Annotated in this window: 27 protein-coding genes and 2 tRNA genes; 16 read left to right on the top strand and 13 right to left on the bottom strand. The window is 72.1% G+C overall.

Going from position 1 to position 21,955, the window contains the following annotated elements; all coding sequences use genetic code 11:
• Positions 1-60: 60 nt before the first annotated feature.
• Complete coding sequence (locus ABEA81_RS41630) at positions 61-393, bottom strand: hypothetical protein (RefSeq protein ID WP_345613465.1); 333 nt, start codon at positions 391-393, stop codon at positions 61-63.
• A 639-nt stretch (positions 394-1,032) separates the two neighbouring features.
• Here ABEA81_RS41630 and ABEA81_RS41625 point away from each other — a divergent pair.
• The 4 genes from ABEA81_RS41625 (at position 1,033) to ABEA81_RS41610 (ending at position 3,099) form a co-directional block, all read left to right on the top strand.
• On the top strand, positions 1,033-1,440 hold the full coding sequence (locus ABEA81_RS41625) for a hypothetical protein (RefSeq protein ID WP_345613463.1): 408 nt from the start codon (positions 1,033-1,035) through the stop codon (positions 1,438-1,440).
• Positions 1,441-1,624: 184 nt separating this feature from the next.
• A complete protein-coding gene (locus tag ABEA81_RS41620) occupies positions 1,625-2,227 on the top strand; it encodes a CotH kinase family protein (RefSeq protein ID WP_345613461.1) in 603 nt (200 codons plus the stop codon).
• Positions 2,172-2,825, top strand: coding sequence for a CotH kinase family protein (locus ABEA81_RS41615; RefSeq protein ID WP_345613459.1), 654 nt, complete (start codon positions 2,172-2,174; stop codon positions 2,823-2,825). Before ABEA81_RS41620 ends, ABEA81_RS41615 begins: the two co-directional genes overlap by 56 nt.
• 19 nt (positions 2,826-2,844) lie before the next feature.
• On the top strand, positions 2,845-3,099 hold the full coding sequence (locus tag ABEA81_RS41610) for a hypothetical protein (protein WP_345613456.1): 255 nt from the start codon (positions 2,845-2,847) through the stop codon (positions 3,097-3,099).
• 109 nt (positions 3,100-3,208) lie between these two features.
• On the opposite strand, the gene ABEA81_RS41605 is transcribed toward ABEA81_RS41610, so the two are convergent.
• The 5 genes from ABEA81_RS41605 to ABEA81_RS41585 form a co-directional block, all read right to left on the bottom strand.
• Positions 3,209-3,565 (bottom strand): GntR family transcriptional regulator, encoded by a 357-nt coding sequence (locus ABEA81_RS41605; protein WP_345613454.1) that lies wholly within the window; start codon positions 3,563-3,565, stop codon positions 3,209-3,211.
• Complete coding sequence (locus ABEA81_RS41600; RefSeq protein WP_345613452.1) at positions 3,562-4,044, bottom strand: tyrosine-type recombinase/integrase; 483 nt, start codon at positions 4,042-4,044, stop codon at positions 3,562-3,564. Before ABEA81_RS41600 ends, ABEA81_RS41605 begins: the two co-directional genes overlap by 4 nt.
• A gap of 196 nt (positions 4,045-4,240) precedes the next feature.
• Positions 4,241-4,765: a tyrosine-type recombinase/integrase gene (locus ABEA81_RS41595; RefSeq protein WP_345613450.1), complete on the bottom strand. Its 525-nt coding sequence runs from the start codon at positions 4,763-4,765 to the stop codon at positions 4,241-4,243.
• Between the two features lie 81 nt (positions 4,766-4,846).
• A tRNA-Arg gene (locus tag ABEA81_RS41590) sits at positions 4,847-4,919 on the bottom strand.
• 61 nt (positions 4,920-4,980) lie between these two features.
• A complete protein-coding gene (locus ABEA81_RS41585; protein ID WP_345613447.1) occupies positions 4,981-5,742 on the bottom strand; it encodes a GAF and ANTAR domain-containing protein in 762 nt (253 codons plus the stop codon).
• Between the two features lie 279 nt (positions 5,743-6,021).
• On the opposite strand from ABEA81_RS41585, the gene ABEA81_RS41580 reads away from it, so the two are divergent.
• Positions 6,022-6,744, top strand: a complete 723-nt coding sequence (locus ABEA81_RS41580; RefSeq protein WP_345613445.1) for an SIR2 family NAD-dependent protein deacylase — start codon at positions 6,022-6,024, stop codon at positions 6,742-6,744.
• Positions 6,745-6,886: 142 nt separating this feature from the next.
• Here the strand turns inward: ABEA81_RS41580 and srmL are convergent, their stop codons facing one another.
• Positions 6,887-8,023 carry a PheS-related mystery ligase SrmL gene (gene srmL / locus ABEA81_RS41575; protein ID WP_345613443.1) on the bottom strand — a complete coding sequence of 379 codons (1,137 nt, stop codon included), beginning with the start codon at positions 8,021-8,023 and terminating at the stop codon, positions 6,887-6,889.
• A 254-nt stretch (positions 8,024-8,277) separates the two neighbouring features.
• Here srmL and ABEA81_RS41570 point away from each other — a divergent pair, with 254 nt between their 5' ends.
• From ABEA81_RS41570 to ABEA81_RS41555, 4 genes are all read left to right on the top strand, one after another.
• Entirely contained in the window at positions 8,278-8,976 is a 699-nt protein-coding gene (locus tag ABEA81_RS41570; RefSeq protein WP_345613441.1) for a response regulator transcription factor, read from the top strand.
• Positions 8,977-9,026: 50 nt separating this feature from the next.
• Positions 9,027-10,409, top strand: a complete 1,383-nt coding sequence (locus ABEA81_RS41565) for a HAMP domain-containing sensor histidine kinase (RefSeq protein ID WP_425570882.1) — start codon at positions 9,027-9,029, stop codon at positions 10,407-10,409.
• A 78-nt stretch (positions 10,410-10,487) separates the two neighbouring features.
• A complete protein-coding gene (locus tag ABEA81_RS41560; protein WP_345613437.1) occupies positions 10,488-11,963 on the top strand; it encodes a trypsin-like peptidase domain-containing protein in 1,476 nt (491 codons plus the stop codon).
• A gap of 212 nt (positions 11,964-12,175) precedes the next feature.
• Positions 12,176-12,664: a MogA/MoaB family molybdenum cofactor biosynthesis protein gene (locus tag ABEA81_RS41555; protein WP_425570881.1), complete on the top strand. Its 489-nt coding sequence runs from the start codon at positions 12,176-12,178 to the stop codon at positions 12,662-12,664.
• Between the two features lie 12 nt (positions 12,665-12,676).
• Here the strand turns inward: ABEA81_RS41555 and ABEA81_RS41550 are convergent, their stop codons facing one another.
• Complete coding sequence (locus ABEA81_RS41550) at positions 12,677-13,027, bottom strand: hypothetical protein (RefSeq protein ID WP_345613433.1); 351 nt, start codon at positions 13,025-13,027, stop codon at positions 12,677-12,679.
• 19 nt (positions 13,028-13,046) lie between these two features.
• On the opposite strand from ABEA81_RS41550, the gene ABEA81_RS41545 reads away from it, so the two are divergent.
• A complete protein-coding gene (locus ABEA81_RS41545; RefSeq protein ID WP_345613431.1) occupies positions 13,047-13,220 on the top strand; it encodes a hypothetical protein in 174 nt (57 codons plus the stop codon).
• A 465-nt stretch (positions 13,221-13,685) separates the two neighbouring features.
• Here the strand turns inward: ABEA81_RS41545 and mscL are convergent, their stop codons facing one another.
• From mscL to ABEA81_RS41525, 4 genes are all read right to left on the bottom strand, one after another.
• The gene (gene mscL, locus ABEA81_RS41540; RefSeq protein ID WP_345613429.1) at positions 13,686-14,099 is read right to left on the bottom strand and encodes a large conductance mechanosensitive channel protein MscL; all 414 of its coding nucleotides are present in this window, start codon (positions 14,097-14,099) and stop codon (positions 13,686-13,688) included.
• A 1-nt stretch (position 14,100) separates the two neighbouring features.
• Positions 14,101-14,742, bottom strand: coding sequence for an SAF domain-containing protein (locus ABEA81_RS41535; RefSeq protein ID WP_345613427.1), 642 nt, complete (start codon positions 14,740-14,742; stop codon positions 14,101-14,103).
• 179 nt (positions 14,743-14,921) lie between these two features.
• Positions 14,922-15,251, bottom strand: coding sequence for an FmdB family zinc ribbon protein (locus ABEA81_RS41530; RefSeq protein ID WP_345613425.1), 330 nt, complete (start codon positions 15,249-15,251; stop codon positions 14,922-14,924).
• 65 nt (positions 15,252-15,316) lie between these two features.
• Positions 15,317-15,922 carry a 5-formyltetrahydrofolate cyclo-ligase gene (locus tag ABEA81_RS41525; protein WP_345613423.1) on the bottom strand — a complete coding sequence of 202 codons (606 nt, stop codon included), beginning with the start codon at positions 15,920-15,922 and terminating at the stop codon, positions 15,317-15,319.
• Between the two features lie 34 nt (positions 15,923-15,956).
• Between ABEA81_RS41525 and ABEA81_RS41520 the strand changes: the two genes are divergently transcribed.
• From ABEA81_RS41520 to ABEA81_RS41500, 5 genes are all read left to right on the top strand, one after another.
• A complete protein-coding gene (locus ABEA81_RS41520) occupies positions 15,957-16,856 on the top strand; it encodes a UTP--glucose-1-phosphate uridylyltransferase (RefSeq protein WP_345613421.1) in 900 nt (299 codons plus the stop codon).
• A 168-nt stretch (positions 16,857-17,024) separates the two neighbouring features.
• The gene (glp, locus tag ABEA81_RS41515; RefSeq protein ID WP_345613419.1) at positions 17,025-18,251 is read left to right on the top strand and encodes a molybdotransferase-like divisome protein Glp; all 1,227 of its coding nucleotides are present in this window, start codon (positions 17,025-17,027) and stop codon (positions 18,249-18,251) included.
• 9 nt (positions 18,252-18,260) lie between these two features.
• Positions 18,261-18,941: a GNAT family N-acetyltransferase gene (locus tag ABEA81_RS41510; protein WP_345613417.1), complete on the top strand. Its 681-nt coding sequence runs from the start codon at positions 18,261-18,263 to the stop codon at positions 18,939-18,941.
• Between the two features lie 139 nt (positions 18,942-19,080).
• Entirely contained in the window at positions 19,081-20,106 is a 1,026-nt protein-coding gene (sepX, locus tag ABEA81_RS41505; RefSeq protein WP_345613415.1) for a divisome protein SepX/GlpR, read from the top strand.
• Between the two features lie 42 nt (positions 20,107-20,148).
• Positions 20,149-20,221: transfer RNA gene (locus ABEA81_RS41500), tRNA-Ala, on the top strand.
• A gap of 311 nt (positions 20,222-20,532) precedes the next feature.
• On the opposite strand, the gene ABEA81_RS41495 is transcribed toward ABEA81_RS41500, so the two are convergent.
• Entirely contained in the window at positions 20,533-21,042 is a 510-nt protein-coding gene (locus tag ABEA81_RS41495) for a MarR family winged helix-turn-helix transcriptional regulator (RefSeq protein WP_345613467.1), read from the bottom strand.
• Positions 21,043-21,351: 309 nt separating this feature from the next.
• Here ABEA81_RS41495 and ABEA81_RS41490 point away from each other — a divergent pair.
• Positions 21,352-21,955, top strand: a 604-nt coding sequence (locus tag ABEA81_RS41490) for a 2-dehydropantoate 2-reductase N-terminal domain-containing protein (RefSeq protein WP_345613413.1), incomplete at its 3' end; no start/stop codon positions are given.

The raw sequence follows: 21,955 nt of genomic DNA, 5'->3' as shown, positions 1-21,955 counted from the left end.
GTGTGCGACCGCGCCGACCCCACGGGACTCGACCGGCAGCGGCGGGTGCCCGACGCGAGCTCACGTCCAGCTTGGGCGGCGGCGTTCAAGCTCTGCACGGTCGCGGCCGAGCATCCGGCGTGGGGCGGGATCGGCGACGAACGCCTGCACCCGTTGCAGGGTCACGGCGGGGTCGGTGACCCAGTCGTCGAACCGGTCCATCAACGCCGCCTTGCCGGTGACCGGCAACAGCCGCGGGTCCTCGACCCGCTCGGGCAGACCCGCATAGAGCTGCCGATAGAACGGTGACCGGGTGCGGACGTAGTCCACCTGAGCGGCCAGTTGACGTTCGATGCGTGGGCTGCTCTTCAGACGACCCCGCGAGAGCTGAGCCAGCAGCTGATCTCGGTCCACCGGTTGGTCCACGAACTGCTGCCGACAGGTGCGTGCAGTGACCGGTCCGGCGCCAGTCGATCCATTGATGGGCCAGGTCGCCGGACATGTGGGCATCGGCGTCTCAACTACGGATCCGATGCCCGGCCTGGCTGAGCGCCGACAGCCGCCAGGTCGCCGCCCAGCGCGAGCTGGATAAGCTCATCGACACCGCGCTGACCCCCCGCTCCAGGAGCAGGCGGGCGAGCAGCTCGACCTGTTCGCCGACACCGCCGGTTGACCCCAATCGGTCGACGACGGCGCAGGTCAGAGGCCAGGTTCCGGCGCGATTTTCCTGGTTTCACCACGCGGACGCCCCTTGCCGTCCTAGCGTCGACCCCGCGAGCACGACCAGGCACCTACACGACTGCCGAGGGCTGGCGCTTCCCCAGTGTCGGCCGGCCCGGTGGCCGTTCGAACAACTCAGGGGTGGGGCATGAGCGAGTGGTTGCGACGCTGGACCCGACGCGGACAGGAACAGCCAGCGGAATCGACGAGTGAAGAGGCGCGGGAGGTCCTCGACGCCTACAACTCGCGGGCCAGCCTGCGCGACGGTGACCGGATCCTGCTCAACCCGGGGCAAGTGCTGGAGAACATCCGCGAGGCGATGGAACGCTGGACTTGGACATCAACACCGCGATCAGCATCGAGGAGGACGTGGCCACCCTCGACGAGCTACTCGCCATGATCGAGCAGATGCGGATGGGGCCGACCGTGATGGTGCACGTGGTCAACACCGGCGTGCAGATCATGCTGCGCCGCTACCCGGCAGACCTCGTCGACCGCACGTTCACCTCCCGCTACGACCTGCGGCAGATCACACCGATCATGATCAGTGACGAGCTGCACGACATCGCGGTACGGATCTTCAATCTGCGTACGCTCAGCGCGGACGACTTGATTGAGAACGATGTGGCCAGGATGTTCGACGGACTCGACGGCGCTGACCAGGCCACGGTCTTCACCGCGCTGATCTATATGTACGGCACCAAAATCGGAGCATTGAAGAGCTGCACCGGCCTTCACTGACGCCCGACTGAGCCGGAGAGTTTCGCCGGGGCGGCGAGCGGCACTTATGATCGTTGCGGTCAGGACGCAGGTCAGCGCCCCTGACGTGCGTACGTCCCGACGGCTCCCTCTAAGGCGATTAGCAGGGTGGTACAGAGCCAAGTAGGGGCTTGCGTCGAGCATCGCCGGGGTAGACCGTGGACACGTGAGCCACGAGGCGCTCTCCGAGCAATTCTTCGCCATCAACAACCTCATCGATATCCGTGTCGAGATGCCGGAAACAGACTGGCACGCGCTGCGGCGAGCCGAGCCGCACGGGGGCAGGTGCGCCCACTCGTACACCGGCGATCGGTACGACTGGTATGAGGCCTCATGCGTCACGCTGGTCGGGTCCGCGTTTCCGGGCGGCGGACCGCATATCTTAGATTCGGTCGGCATCAAGAAGCGCTCGTACGCTGGATCGTACAGCAAAAGCAAGCCGTCACTTGCGCTCAACTTCGGCAAGTTCAGCGCCGCAAGCGAGGCCGTGGCAGAAAATCTGATAGGCACGAAGTACATTACGTTGAGCAACTGTCGCCAGGACGACTCCTTCATCCGACAGCCACTAGGCTTCGCGCTCTTTCAGCTCGCCGGACTGCCGTACTCCCGCTGCAACTTCGCCCAGCTTCGCGTGAACGGTGACCCGATGGGTCTCTACGTCAACATTGAGCCCGTGAAGGAGCCTTACATTCGACGAAATTCCAAGGGCAACGTTGCCGGGCAACCTGTACGAGTTCGAAAAGGAAGACCTCACGGAGGACTTCGTTGACAGTGGCCGCCTAGGTTTCGAGGGCTTCTCCGCGTTTGAGGACGGAAAGGACCTGCGGCTAGCCGCGCAGACTCTGGCCACAGCAGGCGCGGATGGCATCGGACTCGTCATCGACACTCCACAGTTCGTGCGGTTCCTCGCGATGGAGATCCTGCTGCGGCACTGGGACGGGCATAGCAACGCCCTCAACAACGCCCTCGTGTATAACGACGTCCAAGCCGTTGCCAACCCCGGGGTCGGTGACGTAAACCTCAAATTCATCCCGTGGGGCCTGGATCAGATCCTGCCCCGGGCGCGAAGCTTCAACCTTTACGACTCCTCCGTCCTCGCAGAACTCGTTGTCGAGAGCCCTTCGCTTCGCCACAGGCTACAGATCCAGCTGCAGAACTACGTCCGATTCGTATTCGGCCGCACCAGTTATCTCAATCATCTGCGCCCACTTCTCGCAACGATGGAGGGCATCGTGCTCGCCGCCGCACCCAGCGCCGCAGAGCACATCGCGTCGGTCCGTCGACAACTGCGCCGAACCCGCACATTCGATCTGGGATTGCCGCCGGAGTGGCGAACGCCGGTTCTCCACGCAATCCTGACACACTGAGCCGAGTAGGAGCGCAGCAATGGCACACAACGCGACAGGGCGCGTCGAACGACTGTGCGTACGTAAGGACAACTGCTTCATCCGATTAAGGTCCGTCCCCATCGAGCCATTGGAGAACTACTTCCAACTCCCAATTGGGCACGCCAACTACGGGTCGCTGTATGCACTAGCGCTCGCGTGCGCCCTCAACGACCTCCCGCTGACGGTGCGCACCGAAACCGACATCATCGCCGGCCAGCAAGCGAACATCCGCTACCTCGTCGTCGACTTCTGAGCGTCGATCCGGTCCAGGCGTGTCGCGGGCAGGAAGGGATGCGAGACGGACCGGGACGGCCGAGCCTACGGACCGGGACGGCCGAGCCTACGGACCGGGACGGCCGAGCCTACGGACCGGGACGGCCGAGCCTACGCGGACCGGAAGAACCCTGATCTTCGAGGTGAGACGGATCGGCTACTACCGCTCGCTTTCCGCGGCTGGCCGCAACTAGACCCTCTGCCTTTAGCACTGCGACGGCACAGTTCGCCGTGCCGGCAGCGACCTTGTAGCGCTCACGCAGGGTGTCGATAGTGGGCAAGGGGTCGCCTGTTGTGAGTGCCCCGCAGGCAATCGCCGCACGGAGGTCGGTGGCGATCCTCTGGTACGGGCTGTCTGGAGCTGGCTGCTCTGATCCATCGGTGGAGCCGAGGCTGCCCTCGCTGCTGATCGGCGGAATGGGCCTGCGGACGCCTGGCGCCTTCATCGCCCGTTGGTCGGGCCACCCATGCTGTGTATGCGCGAAGCGTTGTTGAGCCTCCGCCGCCATGGCCCGAGGCGGCCGGCCACTGTCCGCACGTCGACGCCGGCGGCGATCAGCTCTGTCGCCGAGTAGTGGCGAAGCTGGTGGAGGTTCATGTCCCAGCCGAGCCGGGCGCACATCCGCGCGTAGCGGTTGGAGACCGAGGACGGCCGGAGCCATGTGCTGTGGTCGACGGCTGCCGAGAACAGCCGACCGTTGGGGGCAACCGTGAGGCCGGCGGCGGCAGCGTCCTGCTCGCATTGCTCCCGGTAGGCCCGGAGTAGGGAGACCGTGTTGTCGTCGAGCGCGATGCGGCGTTGCTGATGGGTCTTGGTGTCCTTCTCCCAGGTGTGGGTGCCCTTCTGGGCGATGCTGGTCCGGATCGTCAGGACGGCGCGATCCAGGTCGACCCGGGTCTCAGCGCATCGCGCACAGCTCCCCACGTCGCGCGCCGGTCGTCATGGCGAGCCACAACAGGCAGCCCCACATGACGTCCGGGAACGCGGCGTTGAGGATCGCGGCTGCCTGTTCGGCGGTTGGCGGGTCTGGGTCGGACCTGGACCCGCGGGGAGGCTCCGCCTGGTCCAGTGGGTTGACGGTGATCCATCGCCAGCGGACGGCCCGCGCGAGCGCCGCCGCTCAAGCAGAAATGCACCTTCCGAATGGACGACGTCGCGAGCGGCCGGCAGACGTGGGGCTTGCACGCGGGCGAGCAGTCGTGCGGGCCGTCGGCCGCGTGCTCGATGTGTGGCCGGCCGTCGCAGTGGGTCCGGCAACGGCGCAGGATCGCTTGGTGGGCGTGAGGGTTTCGCCGTCGAGCTTCGCCACCGGCAGGTGGCCGAGGAGCGGGCGGATGTGGATGCGGATGGCCTGCTCGTAGCGCTCGTGGGTCGTCTCCTCGACGTCGAGGAGTTCGAGGTAGCGGTCCATGAGCTGGTTGACCGTGGCCTTCGTGCGCGGGTTGCGCTGTTCGTCGACCTGGTTGCCGAGGCGGCGGCGGATCTCCTCCGCTTCGGCGTAGGCCTTCGGCCCGGCAGGCACGGACTCCGTGAGGTAGTGCGGGCGCCCGGTGAGGGCGTCGACGCCGGCGTACACGCGGACCCGCAGTGAGCCGCTGGCCCTGGCCTCGATCTCGCCGCGCTGGCGGGTCCGCTTGCGCGGCATGGGAGCGAAGCGAGCACCTCTCGCTCCCCGGATGGCTCCCCAGCGGAGAACCTGATCAGCGGCCCGAGCTGCTGACCTGCGTGCCCCCGGCAGGATTCGAACCTGCGACACCCGCTTTAGGAGAGCGGTGCTCTATCCCCTGAGCTACGAGGGCTTGCGGGCCGATCCTAGCGGGGCGGTTGCCGTGGGCGGGCGCCGGAGCGACCGTCGGCGGCTCAGCGGAGGTGGGTCTGCGCGTCGAGGCGCCGGGGTCGCTGGGCGGTGAGCACCTCGGCGGCCATGGTCCTGGACGTGATCACGGTGCGCGCCACGTCGAGCAGCCGCCGGTTGTGGCTGCGCGCGTAGTGGCGCAGCGCCGTGAACGCTTCGTCCACGTCGATCTCGTGCAACCCGGCGAGGACGCCTTTGGCCTGCTCGATCGCGACCCTGCTGTCCAGCGCGGTCTGGAGCTGGTTGATCAGGATGTCGTGGGAGCGGGAGGTGCGTTCGTTGACGATTCCGGTGGCGGCCACGTCGGCCAGTGCCTGGCCGAGGGCGATGTCGTCGTCACCGAGCCCCACGCGGCCGGCGGCGAACACCTCGAGGGCGCCGACACCGCGTACTCGTCGCTGCAGCGGGAACGCGTAGACCGAGCCGAACCCGGCGGCGCGCGCCGCGGGGGCGTACCCGGGCCAGCGCGCATCCGCGGCGGCGAGGTCGTGGCAGCGCACCGGCAAACCGGTGGCGAAGCACTCGAAGCCCGCGCCTTCGTGGATCTTCAGCGCACGGGAGTCCAGGAGGAGGCTCAGCTGGTCGGGCGTGGCGCTGCCCGGGGTCTCGGCCGGGTCGGCCAGGAGGATGCCTGCGGCCCGCGCGCCCAGCAGGTCGACGGTGTGGCTGCTGAGCAGGTCCGCGTAGGCGGAGAGGTCGAAAGCGTCGCTGAGTGTGTCGGCGAGCTCGACGAACGCCGCGGCGACCTGCCGATTCGGCACGTCCACCCCGAGGAGTCTACGCAGGGAGGTGCCCGACCGGGTGACGCGCATCGGGTGAGACCGAGGCCGCCGGGGACCGCGACGGCGGGGTGCAGTCACCCGTCGTGGCAGCGCAGCGCGGGGCACTCCCGGACAGCTGCTGCTCTGCCGACGCGTTCGCCGCGCCGCGCATCTGGTCCCGAGTCGGAGGTCCCCCACGTACCTCGACGGTCCAGCTCCACGCTGAGCGCGGATTCGCCGATACACGCACCGAACTTCCGAGTCGGGACCCTAGTGTGGGACGTTGTGGACGTCACCAGCCTCGTCGAGATCGCCCCGCGGGAACGGTTCACGCGGATCTGTGCGCTCACCGGCGCGGGGATCAGCGTGGCGGCCGGGCTCGGGACGTTCCGCGGCCCGGACGGGCTGTGGACGCTCTCGCCGGAGATGGAGCGGGCGATGCACGCCCACCTGCTGCCCGGCAACGTCGATGCGCTCTGGGAGGTCTGGGGCGGCATGTGGAGCACGGCCGCGGCGGCCGGGCCGACGCCCGCGCACCGCGCGCTCGCGTCCGCGGGGGCGTCGGTGATCACGCAGAACGTCGACGGGCTGCACCAGGCCGCCGGCTCGGTCGACGTCGTCGAGCTGCACGGGTCGGCAGGCCGGGCCCGCTGCCTCGACGACGACTTCTGCGGCTGGACCGGCCCCGCGGACGAGGCGCGGCGCGCCGAGCCCCCGCAGTGCGGGCAGTGCACCGAACCGGCGCGACCGGCCGTCGTCCTGTTCGGCGAGATGCTCGACCCGGAGGCGCTCGGGGCGGCGCGGCGGCTGGTGTCGGCGTGCGACCTCTTCCTCGCGGTCGGCACGTCCGGCCGCGTGGCGCCGGCGTCCTGGCTGGCGCCGACGGCCCGGGCGGCCGGAGCCTTCTGCGTGAACGTCGACCTGCACCCGGACGGGCCCGTCGACCCGGCCTTCCACGCCCGCGTCGTAGGTGACGCGCAGGACGTGCTGACGGAGTGGGCGCGGTAGCGGGCGCCGATCCTCACCTCGGAACGATCACGCCCTCGAGGCCGTGGCGGCTGGTGCCGAGCACCTGCTCGCACAGCAGCGCCTCGACCTCCGGGATCTCGTCGACATCGTCCATGCCGCCACGGTGCACGTGCCCGTGCGGTCATGGCGAGGAACGTTGCCGATCCGGCAACGTGGCCCACTCGTGGTGCGCGCCCTCGTGCAGCCCGGCGTAGACGCGGTCCCGCACGGCGTTGGCCTCGGCGTCGGTGAGGGTCCGGTCCAGCGGGCGCAGGACGAGCCGCAGCAGCAGGTTCACCTGTCCGGGCTCGGTCCCGAGGCGGGCCCGGGCCGGCGCGGGGAGCTGCTCGTGGGGTGTGCGGGCGAGCACGGTGAGGCTCTCCAGCACACCGACGTCGGAACCGAGGGCGGCGCGGGCGCGGTCGCCGAGCAGCTCGTCGTCGACGGCCGCCGCGGCGACGATCGAGAGATCGCGCCGGACGGCCGGCAACATCGAGACCGGGCGCCAGGGCGCGAGGTCCAGCATCTGCTCCGCGATCCGGGGGTCGGCGGCGCGGAGCAACCTGATGTCCGGAACCCCCTTGCGCAGCATCACGGCGCGGTCGAGCCCCATGCCGATGGCGAGGCCGCGCCAGTGGCCCGGGTCCAGCCCCGCCGCGGCCAGCACGTGCGGCGCGGCCGGCCCGCACTCGGCGAGCTCGACCCAGTCGTCGCCGACGCGGACGTCCACCTGGCGGCCCTGCTCGGTGTACGGGTGCCGGGCGGGCACGGTGCGCAGGCGGGCGCCGGGTAGGACGGCCGCGACGAGCGTGTCGACCAGGTCCTGCAGGTCGACGTCCCCCCGCGTGATGCGCCACAGGTCGACCTGGTGCGGCTCGCCGACGTGCATGCGGTCCACGACGTCGCGCCGGTAGACCAGCCCGGGCAGTACGAGCAGCACGTCGGCGGGTGGGTCCGGCTCGGCGGCGATGGCACGCAGCGCAGGGGGCACGCCGGCAGTGGTGTGGCTGCGCAACATGACCGTGTCGCCGAGGTAGCGCGAGTAGCGGGCCTCGCGGGTGATCGCCGACGCCGGGTAGCCGAGGCGGTCGTAGTTGTCCTCGACGGCGACGACGGGGGACGAACGCAGCACCCGCACGGTGCTGCCCCAGCGGGTGGCGAGCGCGTCGACGGCGGCATCGAGCAGGAGCCCGACGGCGTGCGTCCCGTGGGCGGGGTCGGACAGGTCGCGCAGCGCGAGTGCGGCGGCGACGTGATCGGGGGACAGGATGGCGGGCACGGCGATCCTCACGGGTGGTGGCGGGTGGGCCCACCCCCGGCCGCCCCGGCGCGCGGATCAGACGGATGCGTCGGTGCCCGCGCGGCCGCACCGCGGCCGGGGGCACGGAAATCGCCGTGAGCACAGCATGTGGAGAAGGTAGCCCGGCCGGGCTCGGGGCGCGCCCGAATTCGCTGGTCACCCGCGTGGGGAACATTGCCCGCGCCACAGCCAGCTCTCAGGCGCGTCTCAGATCACGCGTACACACTGACCGCATGCGCATCCTCGTCGTGGACGACGACCGGTCCGTCCGGGAGTCGTTGCGTCGCTCATTGGCCTTCAACGGCTACCAGGTCGAGCTCGCCAGCGACGGCCAGGCGGCCCTCGACGCCGTGCTCGCGCAGCGCCCGGACGCGATGGTCCTCGATGTGATGATGCCGCGCCTCGACGGGCTGGAGGTGTGCCGGCGGATGCGCGCCGCCGGTGACGAACTGCCGATCCTCGTGCTCACGGCCCGCGACGCCGTGTCCGACCGGGTGGCGGGCCTCGATGCGGGCGCCGATGACTACCTGCCGAAGCCGTTCGCGCTCGAGGAGCTGCTCGCCCGGCTGCGTGCGCTGCTGCGCAGGCGCTCGCCGGACGACATCGCCGCTGCGGCAGGCCAGACCAAGCCGCTCGAGTTCGCCGACCTCTCGCTGGACCCGGACACCCGCGAGGTCCGCCGCGGCGACCGCCCGATCAGCCTCACCCGCACCGAGTTCTCGCTGCTGGAGCTGTTGCTCACGAACCCGCGCCGGGTGCTCTCCCGCGCCCAGATCCTGGAACAGGTCTGGGGTTACGACTTCCCGACCACCGGCAACGCGCTGGAGGTCTACATCGGCTACCTGCGGCGCAAGACCGAGGCCGGCGGCGAGCCGCGGCTGATCCACACCGTGCGGGGGGTCGGGTACGTCCTGCGCGACACGCCGCCGTGACCTGGCCCGCCGCGCCGCCGCAGCACGGCAGATCGAACGGGGCGACCCGGTTGGAGGCGTTGAACCAGGTCTCGCTGCGCACCCGCGTCGGGGTGCTCGCCGCGCTGGTGGCGGCGCTGGTGGTGGTGCTGGTGTCGGTGGCCGCGTTCGTCACCGTGCGGGTCAACATCATGCAGACGCTCGACTCCAACCTGCTCCAGCGCGCGTCCGCTGCGGCGCAGAGCGAGCTCGCCGACCCCCAGCAGCTCGCGACGATCCCCACCGAGGTGCTCGGCGCGGGGGACATCCGGCTCGCGCTGCTGCTCGCGAACGGGCCGGCGATCTCGGCCGAAGGTGCGGCCTCCGCCCCACCGCTGGGCGAGGACGAGCTCGAGGTCGCCAAGGGCGACGTCCACTCGTCCGCGCGCACGGCCACCGAGGACGGCGTGCCCTACCGGGTGGTGGCCGTCCAGGCCGGGCCGGGCCAGGCGCTCGTGATCGCCCAGCGGCTCGACGCCACGCAGCAGGTGCTCACGAAGCTCGGCTTCGCGCTGCCGATCGTGGGTGGGGTCGGCGTGGTGATCGCGGCGATCGCGGGGGCGGCGATCGCGCGCGCCGGGCTGCGTCCCGTCGACCGGCTCACCGCCGCTACCGAACGCGTCGCCGCCACCGGGGACCTGCGGCCGATCCCGGTGGAGGGATCCGACGAGCTCGCCCGGCTGACCGCCAGCTTCAACGAGATGCTCGGCGCGCTCGCGGCCTCCCAGGAACAGCAACGGCGGCTCGTGGCGGACGCCGGGCACGAGCTGCGGACCCCGCTCACCTCGATGCGCACGAACCTGGAGCTGCTCGCCGCCGCGAGCAGGCCGGGCGCACCGAACCTCCCGGCCGCCGAGCGCGCCGAGATCCTCGACGACGTGCAGGCCCAGGTCGCGGAGCTGTCGACGCTGGTCGGTGACCTCGTCGAGCTGGCACGCGAGGACGCCCCGATGGTCGTGCACGAGCCGCTCGAGCTCGCCGAGGTCGTCTCGCGGGCGCTCGAACGGGCGCGGCGGCGAGCGGGCGACGTCGAGTTCGACCCGGTGCTCGTGCCGTGGACGCTCGCCGGGGATGCCACGGCCCTCGAACGCGCCGTGCTCAACCTGCTCGACAACGCGGCGAAGTGGAGCCCGCCGGGTGGGCGGGTGCGGGTGCAGATGCGGCCGGTGGACGAGTGGTCGATGGTGCTCGAGGTCGCCGACGCAGGGCCGGGCATCGCCGAGGAGGACCTGCCGCTGGTGTTCGAGCGCTTCTACCGCGCTGCGACGTCACGCACCATGCCGGGCTCCGGGCTCGGGCTCGCGATCGTCCGCCAGGTCGCGGTGCGGCACGGCGGCGCCGTGTGGGCGGGTCGCGCCCCGGAGGGCGGTGCCCTGCTCGCGATGCGGCTGCCGGGACACCGGCTGTTCACCTGACCCGGAAGATCGCTGAACCGGTGGGAGCGTCGCTAGGCTGGTGCCCGCAGGTCCCCCTGACGCGAATTCGGTGATGGCATGGCGAACCACCCCTCCGACCACCACGACGGGGCTGTGGGAGGACCGGGCGAGGGGGTGCCGCCTGGCCCCGGCGACCAGGTGCACCACGTCCAGCAGCCGGGGCAGGTCACCGAGGTTCCGGCATCGAACGGCACCGGTCCGGGGGCCGGCGCCACCGTGGAGATCCCCGCACCCGGTGGCTGGCAGGGGCGTGCGAGCGGTCTGCCCGAGCACGGTGCGTACGCCCCGACGGCGGCGTGGCCGGGCGCGTGGCCGGAGCCGCGACCCGACGTGTGGTCGGCGCAGGCCGCGCAGAGCCCGTGGTACTACGGCCCGCCTCCCGCGCAACCCCAGAACGCCTACCCCCCTCCGCAGAACACCGCCTACGGCCCGCCTCCGGGTGCCTACTACCCCGACCCGCCCGGCGGCGGCTCCGCCTCGCCGCGCCGGGGCACCTTGATCGCGCTCGCGCTGGTCGCGATGCTGCTGTCCGGGGCGATCGGTGGCGTCGTCGGCCACTCGCTCGCGGGTAGCGGCCGGGGCGGGTCCATCGGCGTGCTCGGCGAGCCGTTGCCGTCCCCGGACGAGGCGGCCGCACCGACCACCCCGGTCGAGGCGGTGGCGGCGCGGGTGCTGCCGAGCGTCGTGCAGCTGCGGGTCGAGGGCCCCACCGCCACCGGCGAGGGCTCGGCGATGGTCCTCTCCACCGACGGCCTGCTCCTCACCAACAACCACGTCGTGGAGGAGGCCGCCGAGTCCGGAACGGTCACCGCCGTGTTCCAGGACGGCACCACGGCCGCCGCGCTGATCGTGGGCCGGGATCCCAGCTCGGACGTCGCGGTGATCCGCGCCCAGAACCTGTCCGGGCTCACGCCGGTGGAGCTGGGCAACTCCGACTCGGTCCGCGTCGGGCAGCAGGTCGTCGCGTTCGGGGCGCCGCTCGGGCTGGGCGGCACCGTCACCACCGGCATCATCAGCGCCGTCGACCGGGCCGTGAACGTCGGGGAGGAGACCGGCGCCAACACGCCCACCGTGCTCAACGCCCTGCAGACCGACGCCGCGATCAACCCCGGCAACTCCGGCGGCCCGCTCGTGGACATGGAGGGCAGGGTCGTCGGCATCAACTCCGCGATCGCCACCACCGGCGCCCAGGGCGGGTCGATCGGCGTCGGCTTCTCGATCCCGATCAACCAGGCCAGGCGCGTCGCGGAGGAGCTCGAGCGCACCGGACGCGCGTCCCGGGCCGTTCTCGGCGTCACCGTGGCCGACGACCCGCGGCAGGCCGGGGCGATCATCCGCGGCGTCACCCCCGGCGGCGCGGCCGAGCAGGCCGGCATCCACGAGGGCGACGTCGTGCTGCGCTTCGGCGACCAGCGCATCTCCACCGGCACCGACCTGCAGGCCGCCGTGAGCTCGCGGGCGCCCGGCGAGGTGGTCGAGGTGCAGCTCGGCGACCGGACGGTGCAGGCCACGCTCACCGCGGCCCCGAACTGATGCGGGTTTCGCCCCACCAGGCGATCGTTGTGGCCAGCTGTTGACGCGATCGTCACGTTCTGGTCTCGTTCAATGGTCCCGGTTGTGGTGCCCCACGCCGGGCGCCCGTCGCGTCGGCGCCGGTCCCCCTCCCAGCGCCGGCGCGACCCGGCGTTCGCCGGACCGGGTGACCAAGGGCCACCGGGCCCCCCGCTAAGTTGAGCATCATGGAGATGGCGCCGCCTCAGATCGGTCGAGCCCTCGTGGTGGTCGTGGACGACCGGGTGAGCCACGGCGAACGCGAGGACTCGATCGGGCCGCTGGTCACCGAGCTGCTCGAGGAGGCGCGCCTCGTCGTCGACGGTGTCGTCGTGGTGCCCGGCGACCCGGTGGCGATCCGCAACGCGCTCAACACCGCGGTGATCGGTGGCGTCGACCTCGTGGTGACGGTCGGCGGCACCGGGGTGTCCCCGCGCGACGTCACGGCCGATGCCACCGCAGGTGTGCTCGACCGGCCGATCCCCGGCATCGCGGAAGCCATCCGGGCATCCGGCCTCGCCGCGGGGGCCGTCGACGCCGGGCTGTCGCGCGGGCTCGTCGGTGTCTCGGGCAGCACGCTCGTGGTCAACCTGGCCCCCTCCCGCGCTGCGGTGCGCGACGGGATGGCCACGCTCACCCCGCTCGTCTCGCACGTGATCTCGGAGCTGTCCGGGCTCGAGTAGCCGGGGTCGCGCTCACCGGGTGGGCGGCGGGCCCTCCGGATCGGTGGCGTCGGGGTTGGTCGTGGCCGGGGTGATCGGCTCGTCGGCCGCTTCCTCCGGCTCGACGACCACGGTGGGCGGCTCCGCGGCCCGCGGCCGGTCCAGCGAGTGCTCCACCTTGGCCGTGAACTCCTCGATCCGGTGGTGGTAGCGCCCGCCGGTGGCCCGGTCCACCCCGCTCCCGGCGGCGTCCGCGGCCTTCACCGCCAGGTCGGCGGCGCGGTCGATGTACCCGGGCGCCTTCTCCCGCGCCACCTCCGACAGCTCACCGGCCTTGAGCAGGGCGGCGTCGGTGAGCTGCTTGGCCTTGTCCGTGAGTCCCATGCGTCTCATGGTGGCACCGGTGCAGGATGGTGGGGTGCAGGAACTACCGGACCGGGTGCGTCGCATGCTGGACGAGGTGTTCGGCGACGTGCTGCCCAGCACCACGTCCGACGAGCGCGACGACCGGCCGGACCCGCACGCGGGCGACGCCGAGCTGCTGGCGAACCGGCCACCGCACCACGATCAGGACTAGCGGGTGCCAGATCGACCGCGGCTCGTGGCCCGGGGAGCAGCGTGATCGGCTGGATCGGGACATGAGCCGCAGGGGTGCGGCTCAGGTCACGATCCCGTCGATCATGGGTTCCGGCGGGCACGTCCTGGGGCTCGGACGGGGCCGGTGATCAGCCGATCCGGGTGATCAAGGGCTGACGCTATCATCACCACGTGATCGGGGCCGGACCCTGACCGTTGACGATCAACGGCCACACCAACCCTGACACTGAGGTTGCGCGGGCGGCCGTCCCCGACGCAGGGGCACGCCGGAGTGAACACGCCCAGGCCAGGACGAGGCGGGTGGCAGGCCGCGACCGCTCGGGCACGGCGCGCCCACCGCAGCGGATCGCCACGCGTGATCACCAGCCGCAGCGGCGATTCGGCAACACTCTCGCGGTGCAGCTCCTGCCGCCTTCCCGCTGATCAGGGGATCGGGCGTGTTCGTCTATGGCTGACGCTCTCCGGCCCTCTCGTACTGCGCGCGCAGCAGGTCGCGGATCTCGGTGAGCAGTTCGACGTCCGTGGCTTCCGCGGGCCCCGTCTCCTCTCCGCGCTTGCGGCGTTCCTTGAGGTGGTTCAGGGGGAGCACGATCAGGAAGTAGACGACCGCGGCGACGATGAGGAAGTTGATCGCCGCCGAGATCACCGAGGCGACGTCGACGTAGGTGCTCTCCTTGCCGGGGACGACCTGGACGCCGAACCCGGGGCTCTCCGGCGGGGTGATCGCGTTGATGAGCGGTTGCAGGATCCGCTGGGTGAACGACGTGACGATCGTGCCGAACGCCGCACCGATGACGACGGCGACGGCCAGGTCGACCACGTTGCCGCGGAGGATGAAGTCCTTGAATCCCTTGAACACGTCAGCGGAGGGTAACGGCCACCTGTTCGGTGAGCGATGCGGCCGCCACCCGCGCGGCGATCGCGGACGGCATCGCCACCAGCACCAACCGCCCGGACGACGGGGAGTCGGGCGGGAGGACGGCGAGCACGGCGGCGGCCGTGGCCAGCACGACGGGCTCGCCGCTCGACCCACCGACCGTGACGACGTCGACCGCGTTGCCCGGGACCAGGAGCGCGGCGGCGCCGGCGTCGGCCAGCCGGACGGGCACGGCGGCCGCGCCCGCCGGGGCACCGAGGGCGGCGGCCGGGCCGGCGAGGCGCGTGTCGGTGATCGGCTCGCCCGCCCGGGCGGCGCCGACGTCCCCCCGCCCCTCGGCGCCGGCCGGGTCGGGGAGCGCGCCGCCGGGCACGAGCTCGGCGGGCCAGTGGCGCACGGTGAGGTCGCCCGGGCGGAGGGTGGAGCCTGCCGCGACGTCGCCGACGGTGACGACGACGGGCACCCCGCCGGATCCGGGCGCGGGAGCGAGGGCCAGCACCAGCGCGAGCGCGGCCAACACCGCAGCTGCGGCCCGGCGCAGGAGCACCATCCGGCGCCAACTCGGGCCGACGACGAGCGCCCCGAGCCGGGAGAACGGCCGGGGCGCGAGCCGGGAGTCGGTCATGGGGCCGACGCTAGGTCGGCGGTGACGTCGGTGGGGCGGCGCCGGTCAACCTGTGGACAACCCGGGGACGATGTGGATGGGTTGTCGCGGAGAGGGCTCCACTCCGGGGTTCCGAGATGCGGGGCCCTGCTGAGCACTCCTGAACGGGAACGGCGTGCGGCGCAGGCGCGGCGGAAGTGCTAGGACGCCGCGGCCGCGGGCGTGCTCGACGACGAGCTGGACGAGCTCGACGAGGAGCTGTCCTTCGAGCCGTTGCTGCTCGACGAGCCCGACTCGCTCTTGCTCGAGTCGCTCTTGCCCGAGTCGTTCTTCGCGGTGACGCCACCGCCGCCGGAGCGGCTGTCGGTGCGGTAGAAGCCGCTGCCCTTGAACACGATCCCGACCGAGGAGAAGACCTTGCGCAGGGGGCCCGAGCACGCCGGGCACTCGGTGAGCGACGCGTCGGTGAAGGACTGCACGGCGTCGAACCGGTGGTCGCAGGCGGTGCAGGCGTATTGGTAGGTCGGCACGTGTCCCTCCGGAGGCACACACGAACGAGCTGGCACTCGAACAGTTTGAGTGCCAGCATAACCCGTCAGGGCCGGCGGTTGTTCCCCAGCGTGACGAGGCCCGCTCCGGTGAGCAGGGCGCCCGTGACCGGCCGGTCGTGCGGTTCGGCGGGCAGCCGCTCCACCAGCTCCTCGTCGTTCAGCACGATGATGATCGGCACGTCCGGGGAAGCGAGCCGCAGCGTGCGGTCGTAGTAGCCCGCGCCTCGTCCCAGCCGCACACCGCGCCGGTCGGCGGCGAGCCCCGGCACCAGCACGAGACGCGCGCGCGTGATCGCGTCCGGTCCGAGGCGCGGACCGGTGGGTTCGCGCAGCCCGAGCGGACCCGCGCCCAGGGACCCGGGGCCGGTATAGGCGGCCCAGTCGAGCGGCCCCGGATCGGCGGGCACGACGGGCAGCAGGACCTCGTGCCCCGCCTCGTGCAGGGCCGCCACCAGCTCGGGGGACCCCGGCTCCGACCCGACCGGGAGGTACGCGCACACCGGGCCCCCGGTGGCGGTGGCCACGTCCACCGCCGCGGCGGCCAACGCGGCCGCCCGCTCCGCCCGTTCGTCGGCCGAAAGGGCCCGCCGGGCTGACACGAGCGCGGTACGCCACCGGGTCTTCTCGGCGAGAACGGCGCGTCCCGTCACACATCGACCCTACTCTCGCCATTAGGCTCCGGCCATGAGCGAAGACGTGCCCGGGAAGTCGCCGTTCCGCTCCGCGGTTGTTCCAGCCGCCGGCCTGGGCACCCGCTTTCTGCCGACCACCAAGGCCGTACCGAAGGAACTGCTTCCGGTCGTCGACACACCGGGAATCGAGCTCGTCGCCGCCGAGGCGGCAGAGGCGGGCGCAGAACAGCTGCTGATCGTCAGCTCGCCCGGCAAGGACGCGGTGGCCGCGTACTTCGCCGATTCCTCCGAGCTGGAGAAGGAGCTCGCCGCCCGCGGCAAGGACGAACTGGTCGCGAAGGTGCGGCGCGCTCACGAGCTGATCGCGGTGCGCACCGTCACCCAGGAGGAGCCGCGGGGGCTCGGCCACGCCGTCGGGTGCGCGCGCGACGCGATCGGTCCCGACGAGCAGGCCTTCGCCGTGCTGCTGCCCGACGACCTCGTGCTGCCGAACGGCGTCCTCGGCAAGATGGCGCAGGCCCGCGAGCGCTACGGCGGCAGCGTGCTCTGCGCGTTCGACGTGCCGCGCGAGGAGATCTCGGCGTACGGCGTCTTCGAGGTCGAGGACACCGACGACGCGGACGTCAAGCGCGTGCACGGCATGGTCGAGAAGCCCGCGCCGGAGCGGGCGCCGTCCACGTTCGCCGCCGCCGGGCGCTACCTGCTCGACCGCGCCGTCTTCGACGCGATCGACCGGATCGAGCCGGGAGCGGGCGGCGAGCTGCAGCTCACCGACGCCGTTGCCATGCTGATCAGCGAGGGCCACCCGGTGCACGTCGTCGTGCACCGCGGCCACCGCCACGACCTGGGCAACCCCGCTGGGTACGCGCGCGCGTACGTCGACTTCGCGCTCGCCGACCCGGAGATCGGCCCCGACCTGCGTGCCTGGCTGGCCGCCCGCCTGGAGAGCTAGTCACGTGCCCCCGACCGAAGGACCAGCACGCGTCTCGACGGCCCAGCTTCCCGCTGGGCGCAGCGGCGAGCCGGCCGAGTACGCCCGGTACGAGGCCGGCCCGTCGGCACACCCGGCGGAAACCTGGATCCGCCGATACACACACCGGACCTCCGGTCGGGGGCACTAGTGCGAACCGTCGACGAGCAGCTCGAGCGGATCCTCGCGACCGCGGTGCGCCCCGCGCCGGTCCGCGTCGCGATCTCGGACGCCCACGGGCTGCGCTGCGCAGAAGAGGTCGTCTCCTCGCGACCGCTCCCCGGCTTCGACCAGGCCGCGATCGACGGCTACGCGGTGCGCAGCGTCGACCTCGCGGGCGCATCGGTGAGCGAGCCGGCGTCCCTGCCCGTCGTCGGTGAGATCCCGGCGGGCTCCCGCCAGCCGCTGCGCCTGCAGCCCGGCCAGGCGGTCCGGGTCGCGGCCGGTGCCCCGCTGCCGACGCTCGCCGACGCCGTCGTGCCGGTCGCGAACACCGACGCCGGCACCGCCCGCCTCGATGTGCACCAGGGCGTGCCCTCGGCGGCCTTCGTCCGGCGGATCGGTGAGGACGTGCAGCCGGGCGACGTCGCCGTGCGCCGCGACACCGTGATCGGCGCGGCGCAGGTGGCCATGCTCGCCGCGGCCGGCCGCGAGAAGGTGCTCGTGCACCCGAAGCCCCGCGTCTCGGTGATCTCGGTGGGCGACGAGCTCGTGGAGCTCGCCCGCACCCCCGGCGCCGGGCAGATCGCCGACGTCTGCTCGCACGCCCTCACCGCCGCTGCGCGGGAGGCGGGCGCCGACACGGCCAGGGCCGGGCTGGTCCGCGGTGACGCCCGCGAGGTCTGCACCGCGATGCAGGACCGGCTCCCGTTCAGCGACGTGATCGTGGTCTGCGGTGCGGTCGGGGGAGCCGCGGGCGCCGAGATCCAGTCCGCCCTCGTCGGGCTCGGCGACCTCGACACCACCCGCGTCGCCATGCACCCCGGCTCCACGCAGGCGTTCGGTCGCCTCGGGCCGGACGCCGTGCCGACCTTCCTGTTCCCCGCGTACCCGGCCACCGCGCTGCTGCTGTTCGAGGTGATGGTGCGCCCGCTCGTGCGCCTCGCGCTCGGCCGCACCGACCCGTACCGGCGCATGATCACAGCGCGGCTCACCTCACCCGTCACCTCGATGAAGGGACGGCGGGGGTACGTGCGCGGCAGGCTGCTGCGCGAGCAGGCCACCGGCGACTACCTCGTGCAACCCCTCGGCACCTCCGGCACGCACCTGCTGTCCTCCATCGGCGAGGCCAACGGCCTGATCGTCCTCCCCGAGGACCTCACGGAGGCCACCGTGGACGAAGAGGTCACCGTCGCGTTCCTCCCCGCGCCCCACTGAGGGCCGGGGATGGCGCACGCGTACCCCGGACGGACGTCCGCCCGCCATCCCGGCTGGCCCACCCGGCTCGGCCCGCTGCGCGTCCGCGCGGGCGTGGTCGCGCTGCGCCCGGTCCGGCTGCGCGACGGCGGGGCGTGGTCCGCGATCCGCATCCGCGACGAGCAGTACCTCGCGCCGTGGGAACCAACCATGCCCGGGAGCTGGGCGGAGCGGCACGCGCCGGGCGAGTGGCCTGCCCGCTGGTTGCAGCTGCGTGCCGCCGGGCGGCGCGGCACGGCGCTCCCGTTCGCCGTGACGCTGGACGACCGCTTCGTCGGGCACGTCATGGTCGGCAACGTCGTGCGCGAACCGCTGCTGTCGGCCTACGTCGGGTACTGGGTGGACTCGTCCGTCGCGGGCGGAGGCGTGATCACCGCGGCCGTCGCGCTCGTCGTGGACCACTGCTTCAGCCGGGTCGGCCTGCACCGCGTCGAGGCGACCGTCCGCCCGGAGAACGCCGCCAGCCTGCGCGTCCTGGAGAAGCTCGGGTTCCGCGAAGAGGGGCTCTTCCGCCGCTACCTCGACGTCGACGGCGGATGGCGCGACCACGCATGCTTCGCCCTCACGGCCGACGAGGTCCGCCCCGGTGGGCTGACCGGGCGGCTGGTCGCGGCCGGGCGGGCGGAACGCGTCCACGGCGCACCGGCGTAGGAGTGAACCTCGGCGCGTCGGCGCGTCGCTGCCGCTATCACCCGGCGGTGCTCACTACCGTGGACCCGCGGGAGCGATCTTGATCGGGGAGATCCGGGTCGCCCCGGACTGCGCCGCGGGGGAGGGGTAGGAGGCAGCCGTGCCGAGCTCGATGATCTTCGCGAGCCTGGTCGTGCTCTGGCTTCTGATCCTCGTCCCGGCCGTCGCACGGCGCCGGCAGGAAGTGGCACGACCGAGCGTCGCCGCCCTGTCGGGGCGCGTGCTCGACCGGCCACGGCGGGGTCCGGCCACGGGCCGCGAACGGGAGGTGGACGGGATGGACGAGACGGGACGCGCAGACGAACCCGTGGAGGACGCCCACGACGACGTCCTCGACGACGCCGACGAGGACACCGGCGACGACCGCGACGATCTCTTCACCCACGCGGCCGACGAGCGCGACGACGGTCGCTGGGAACCGCCGGCGCCCCGCTACCGCCCCGGCCGCGGCGGATTCGACCCGGAGGCGGCCGCGCAAGCCGCCCGCAGACGCTACGCATTCCGGCAACGGGTCGTGCTCGCGATGCTGATCGTCGCGCTCGTCACCGGCGTGATAGCCGCCGTCGCCATCACCGGGATGTGGTGGGCCCACGCCGCCGTCGACATCGCGCTCGTCAGCTACCTCGTCTACCTGCGCCGTCAGGTCCGCCTCGAAGAGGCCATCCGCGAGCGCCGGGCCGCCCGCATGGCAGGCACCCGCCGCACCGCCGCCGCCGACGACCCCGAGCTCGACGCGTGGGCCCGCCGCGGCCGCGACCTCACGCGCCGCGAGGACCGCTACGCGGCGGCCCAGGACGACGAGCACTACGACGACTGGGACGACCAGGACGCCGCCGACGACGGCCACCGCGACGACGGCCACCGCGACGACGGCCACCGCGACGACGGCCACCGCGACGACGAGGAGCCGCAGCGCACCATCGCAACCGGCGCGGCGCCGCGCGAACGGCACACCCCGGACCGCGAGCCCGAACCGGCCGAGCCTGCGCTCCCGCGCCTGCGCCCGGCCCCGCCGCCGGCGCTCCCCGCCGGCACCTCGCTCGTCGAGGCCGACGAGGACGACCCGGAGCAGTACGACCTCGAGGGCCCCGCCCGCCCGGGCTACCGCCGTGCAGCCGGCGAATGACCCCCTGCTAAGGTTTTTCCCGTCCGCCCGCGAGGCGGACACGGGGCTGTGGCGCAGTTGGTAGCGCGACTCGTTCGCATCGAGTAGGTCAGGGGTTCGATTCCCCTCAGCTCCACCCTCAGGCGACGCCTGCTCGCGGAGTGCGCTCGCCGGGTCGGGCGTTGCGTGCCTTCTGGGGGCCCCGCCCCCAGACCCCCAGGCCGGGGGCTCGCCCCCGGACCCCCATCCCGCCTGGTTCCGTTGGTTGCATCGCCTCGTTCTGCAACCGTCGCTGCCGGCGCTCCGGGGAGCCCGCCGTGCTGCCGTGCGGGGGGCCGCCGGATGACAGCAAGGTGGCCATACTGGCGCAACGCGGCAGCATGGCCACCATGCTGGCGTCAGCGCCCCCGCTGGCCGGCACGGCGCCCCGGGGGCAACGACGCGGGGCTAGCAGCCGATCTTCGAGCGGAGGGAACGGATGTCCGGCTCCCCCTCGGGCAGGTCGGGAACGATCGTCCGGATGATGCGGTGGAGGATCTCGCGGAGCTGACGCGCCTGCGCCTTGGTCAGCGGGTCGAAGACGAGGCGCCGGACCGCCTCCGCGTGCCCGGGGGCGGTGTCGTGCAGCTTCTGCAGGCCGGCGTCGGTGAGGATCGCCAGGGTGCAGCGGCCGTCGGTGGGGTCGGTCTCGCGCCGCACGTAGCCGCGCTTCTCGAGCCGGGAGATCACCTGGGACAGGCGCGAGAGCGAACCGTTCGTGAGCACCGCGAGCTCGCTCATCCGCATGGTGTGGCCCTCGTGCATGGACAGGCCCATGAGCGCCCAGTGCTCGAAGTGGTTCATCCCGGCGTCGCGCTGCAGCTGCTCGTCGAGCGCCGCCGGGAGCTTGATCAGTACGCCGACCAGCGCAAGCCAGGTGGGCAGCTCCTCCTCGGACAGCCAGGGCGCCTGCTGCATGGTCTCCACGGCGCGGAGTGTAGCCCGATGGGGGCGGGATTTTACTTCATGGTTGAAGTGACTGACCGCACACCCCGCTTGTTTCCTTGATCGCGTAACCGCTAGCTTTACTTCAGCGTTGAAGCTACATGGTTGAAGTGATGGCGCGGGGGATCGTCTGATGCACGTCGTCAGGTTGATCAACGCTGCCTGATCCAGCCACGCCTGCGGCCTGCAGAGTTGCGGCCGCCTCGAGTTCCAGCTGACTGAAGCTTCAAGTTCGTGTCCGGCTCCCCGGTGGCCGGCGTTCCAGCATGTGAGAGGTGTCCTGTGGAGTCTTCGCGGATCTTCATCGTCGGTTCGGGTGTGGTCGGCGCGGCAACGGGGGAGGGCTTCCTCGCCGCCGGCCACAAGGTGACGTTCATCGACATCGCGCCGCCGCGGGTCGCCGAGCTGGCCGCGCGCGGGCTCGACGTGCGCACCGAGATCGACCTGGCCGGCGAGCCCGAGTCCTTCATCTTCCTGACGCTGCCGACCCCGCACGAGGGGCACCGCTACGACCTGTCGGCGTTCAGCGCGGGCACCGCCTCGGTGGGCAAGGCGCTGGCCGGCTCGGCCGCCCGGCACACCGTCGTGGTGCGCTCGACCGTGCCCCCGGGCACCACCGAGGGCCTGGTCAAGACCACCCTGGAGGAGAACTCCGGCATGGTCGCCAACGAGGGCTTCGGGCTGGCGTCGAACCCGGAGTTCCTGCGCGCGGTCTCCGCGGCCGAGGACTTCGCCAACCCGTGGATGACCATCATCGCCAGCCGCGACCCCCAGACCGTGGAGCGGCTGCGCGAGCTGCTCTCCCCCTTCGGCGGCGAGCTGCGCACCTTCACCAACCCGGCCGAGGCCGAGTTCATCAAGTGCGCGCACAACATCTTCAACGCCA

Origin of the sequence: Pseudonocardia adelaidensis (genome assembly GCF_039543345.1) — a bacterium.
In the GTDB taxonomy this organism is placed as follows: domain Bacteria; phylum Actinomycetota; class Actinomycetes; order Mycobacteriales; family Pseudonocardiaceae; genus Pseudonocardia; species Pseudonocardia adelaidensis.
The sequence above is the reverse complement of the archived record's forward strand: the minus strand, read 5'-3'. Positions and strand labels throughout refer to the sequence as shown.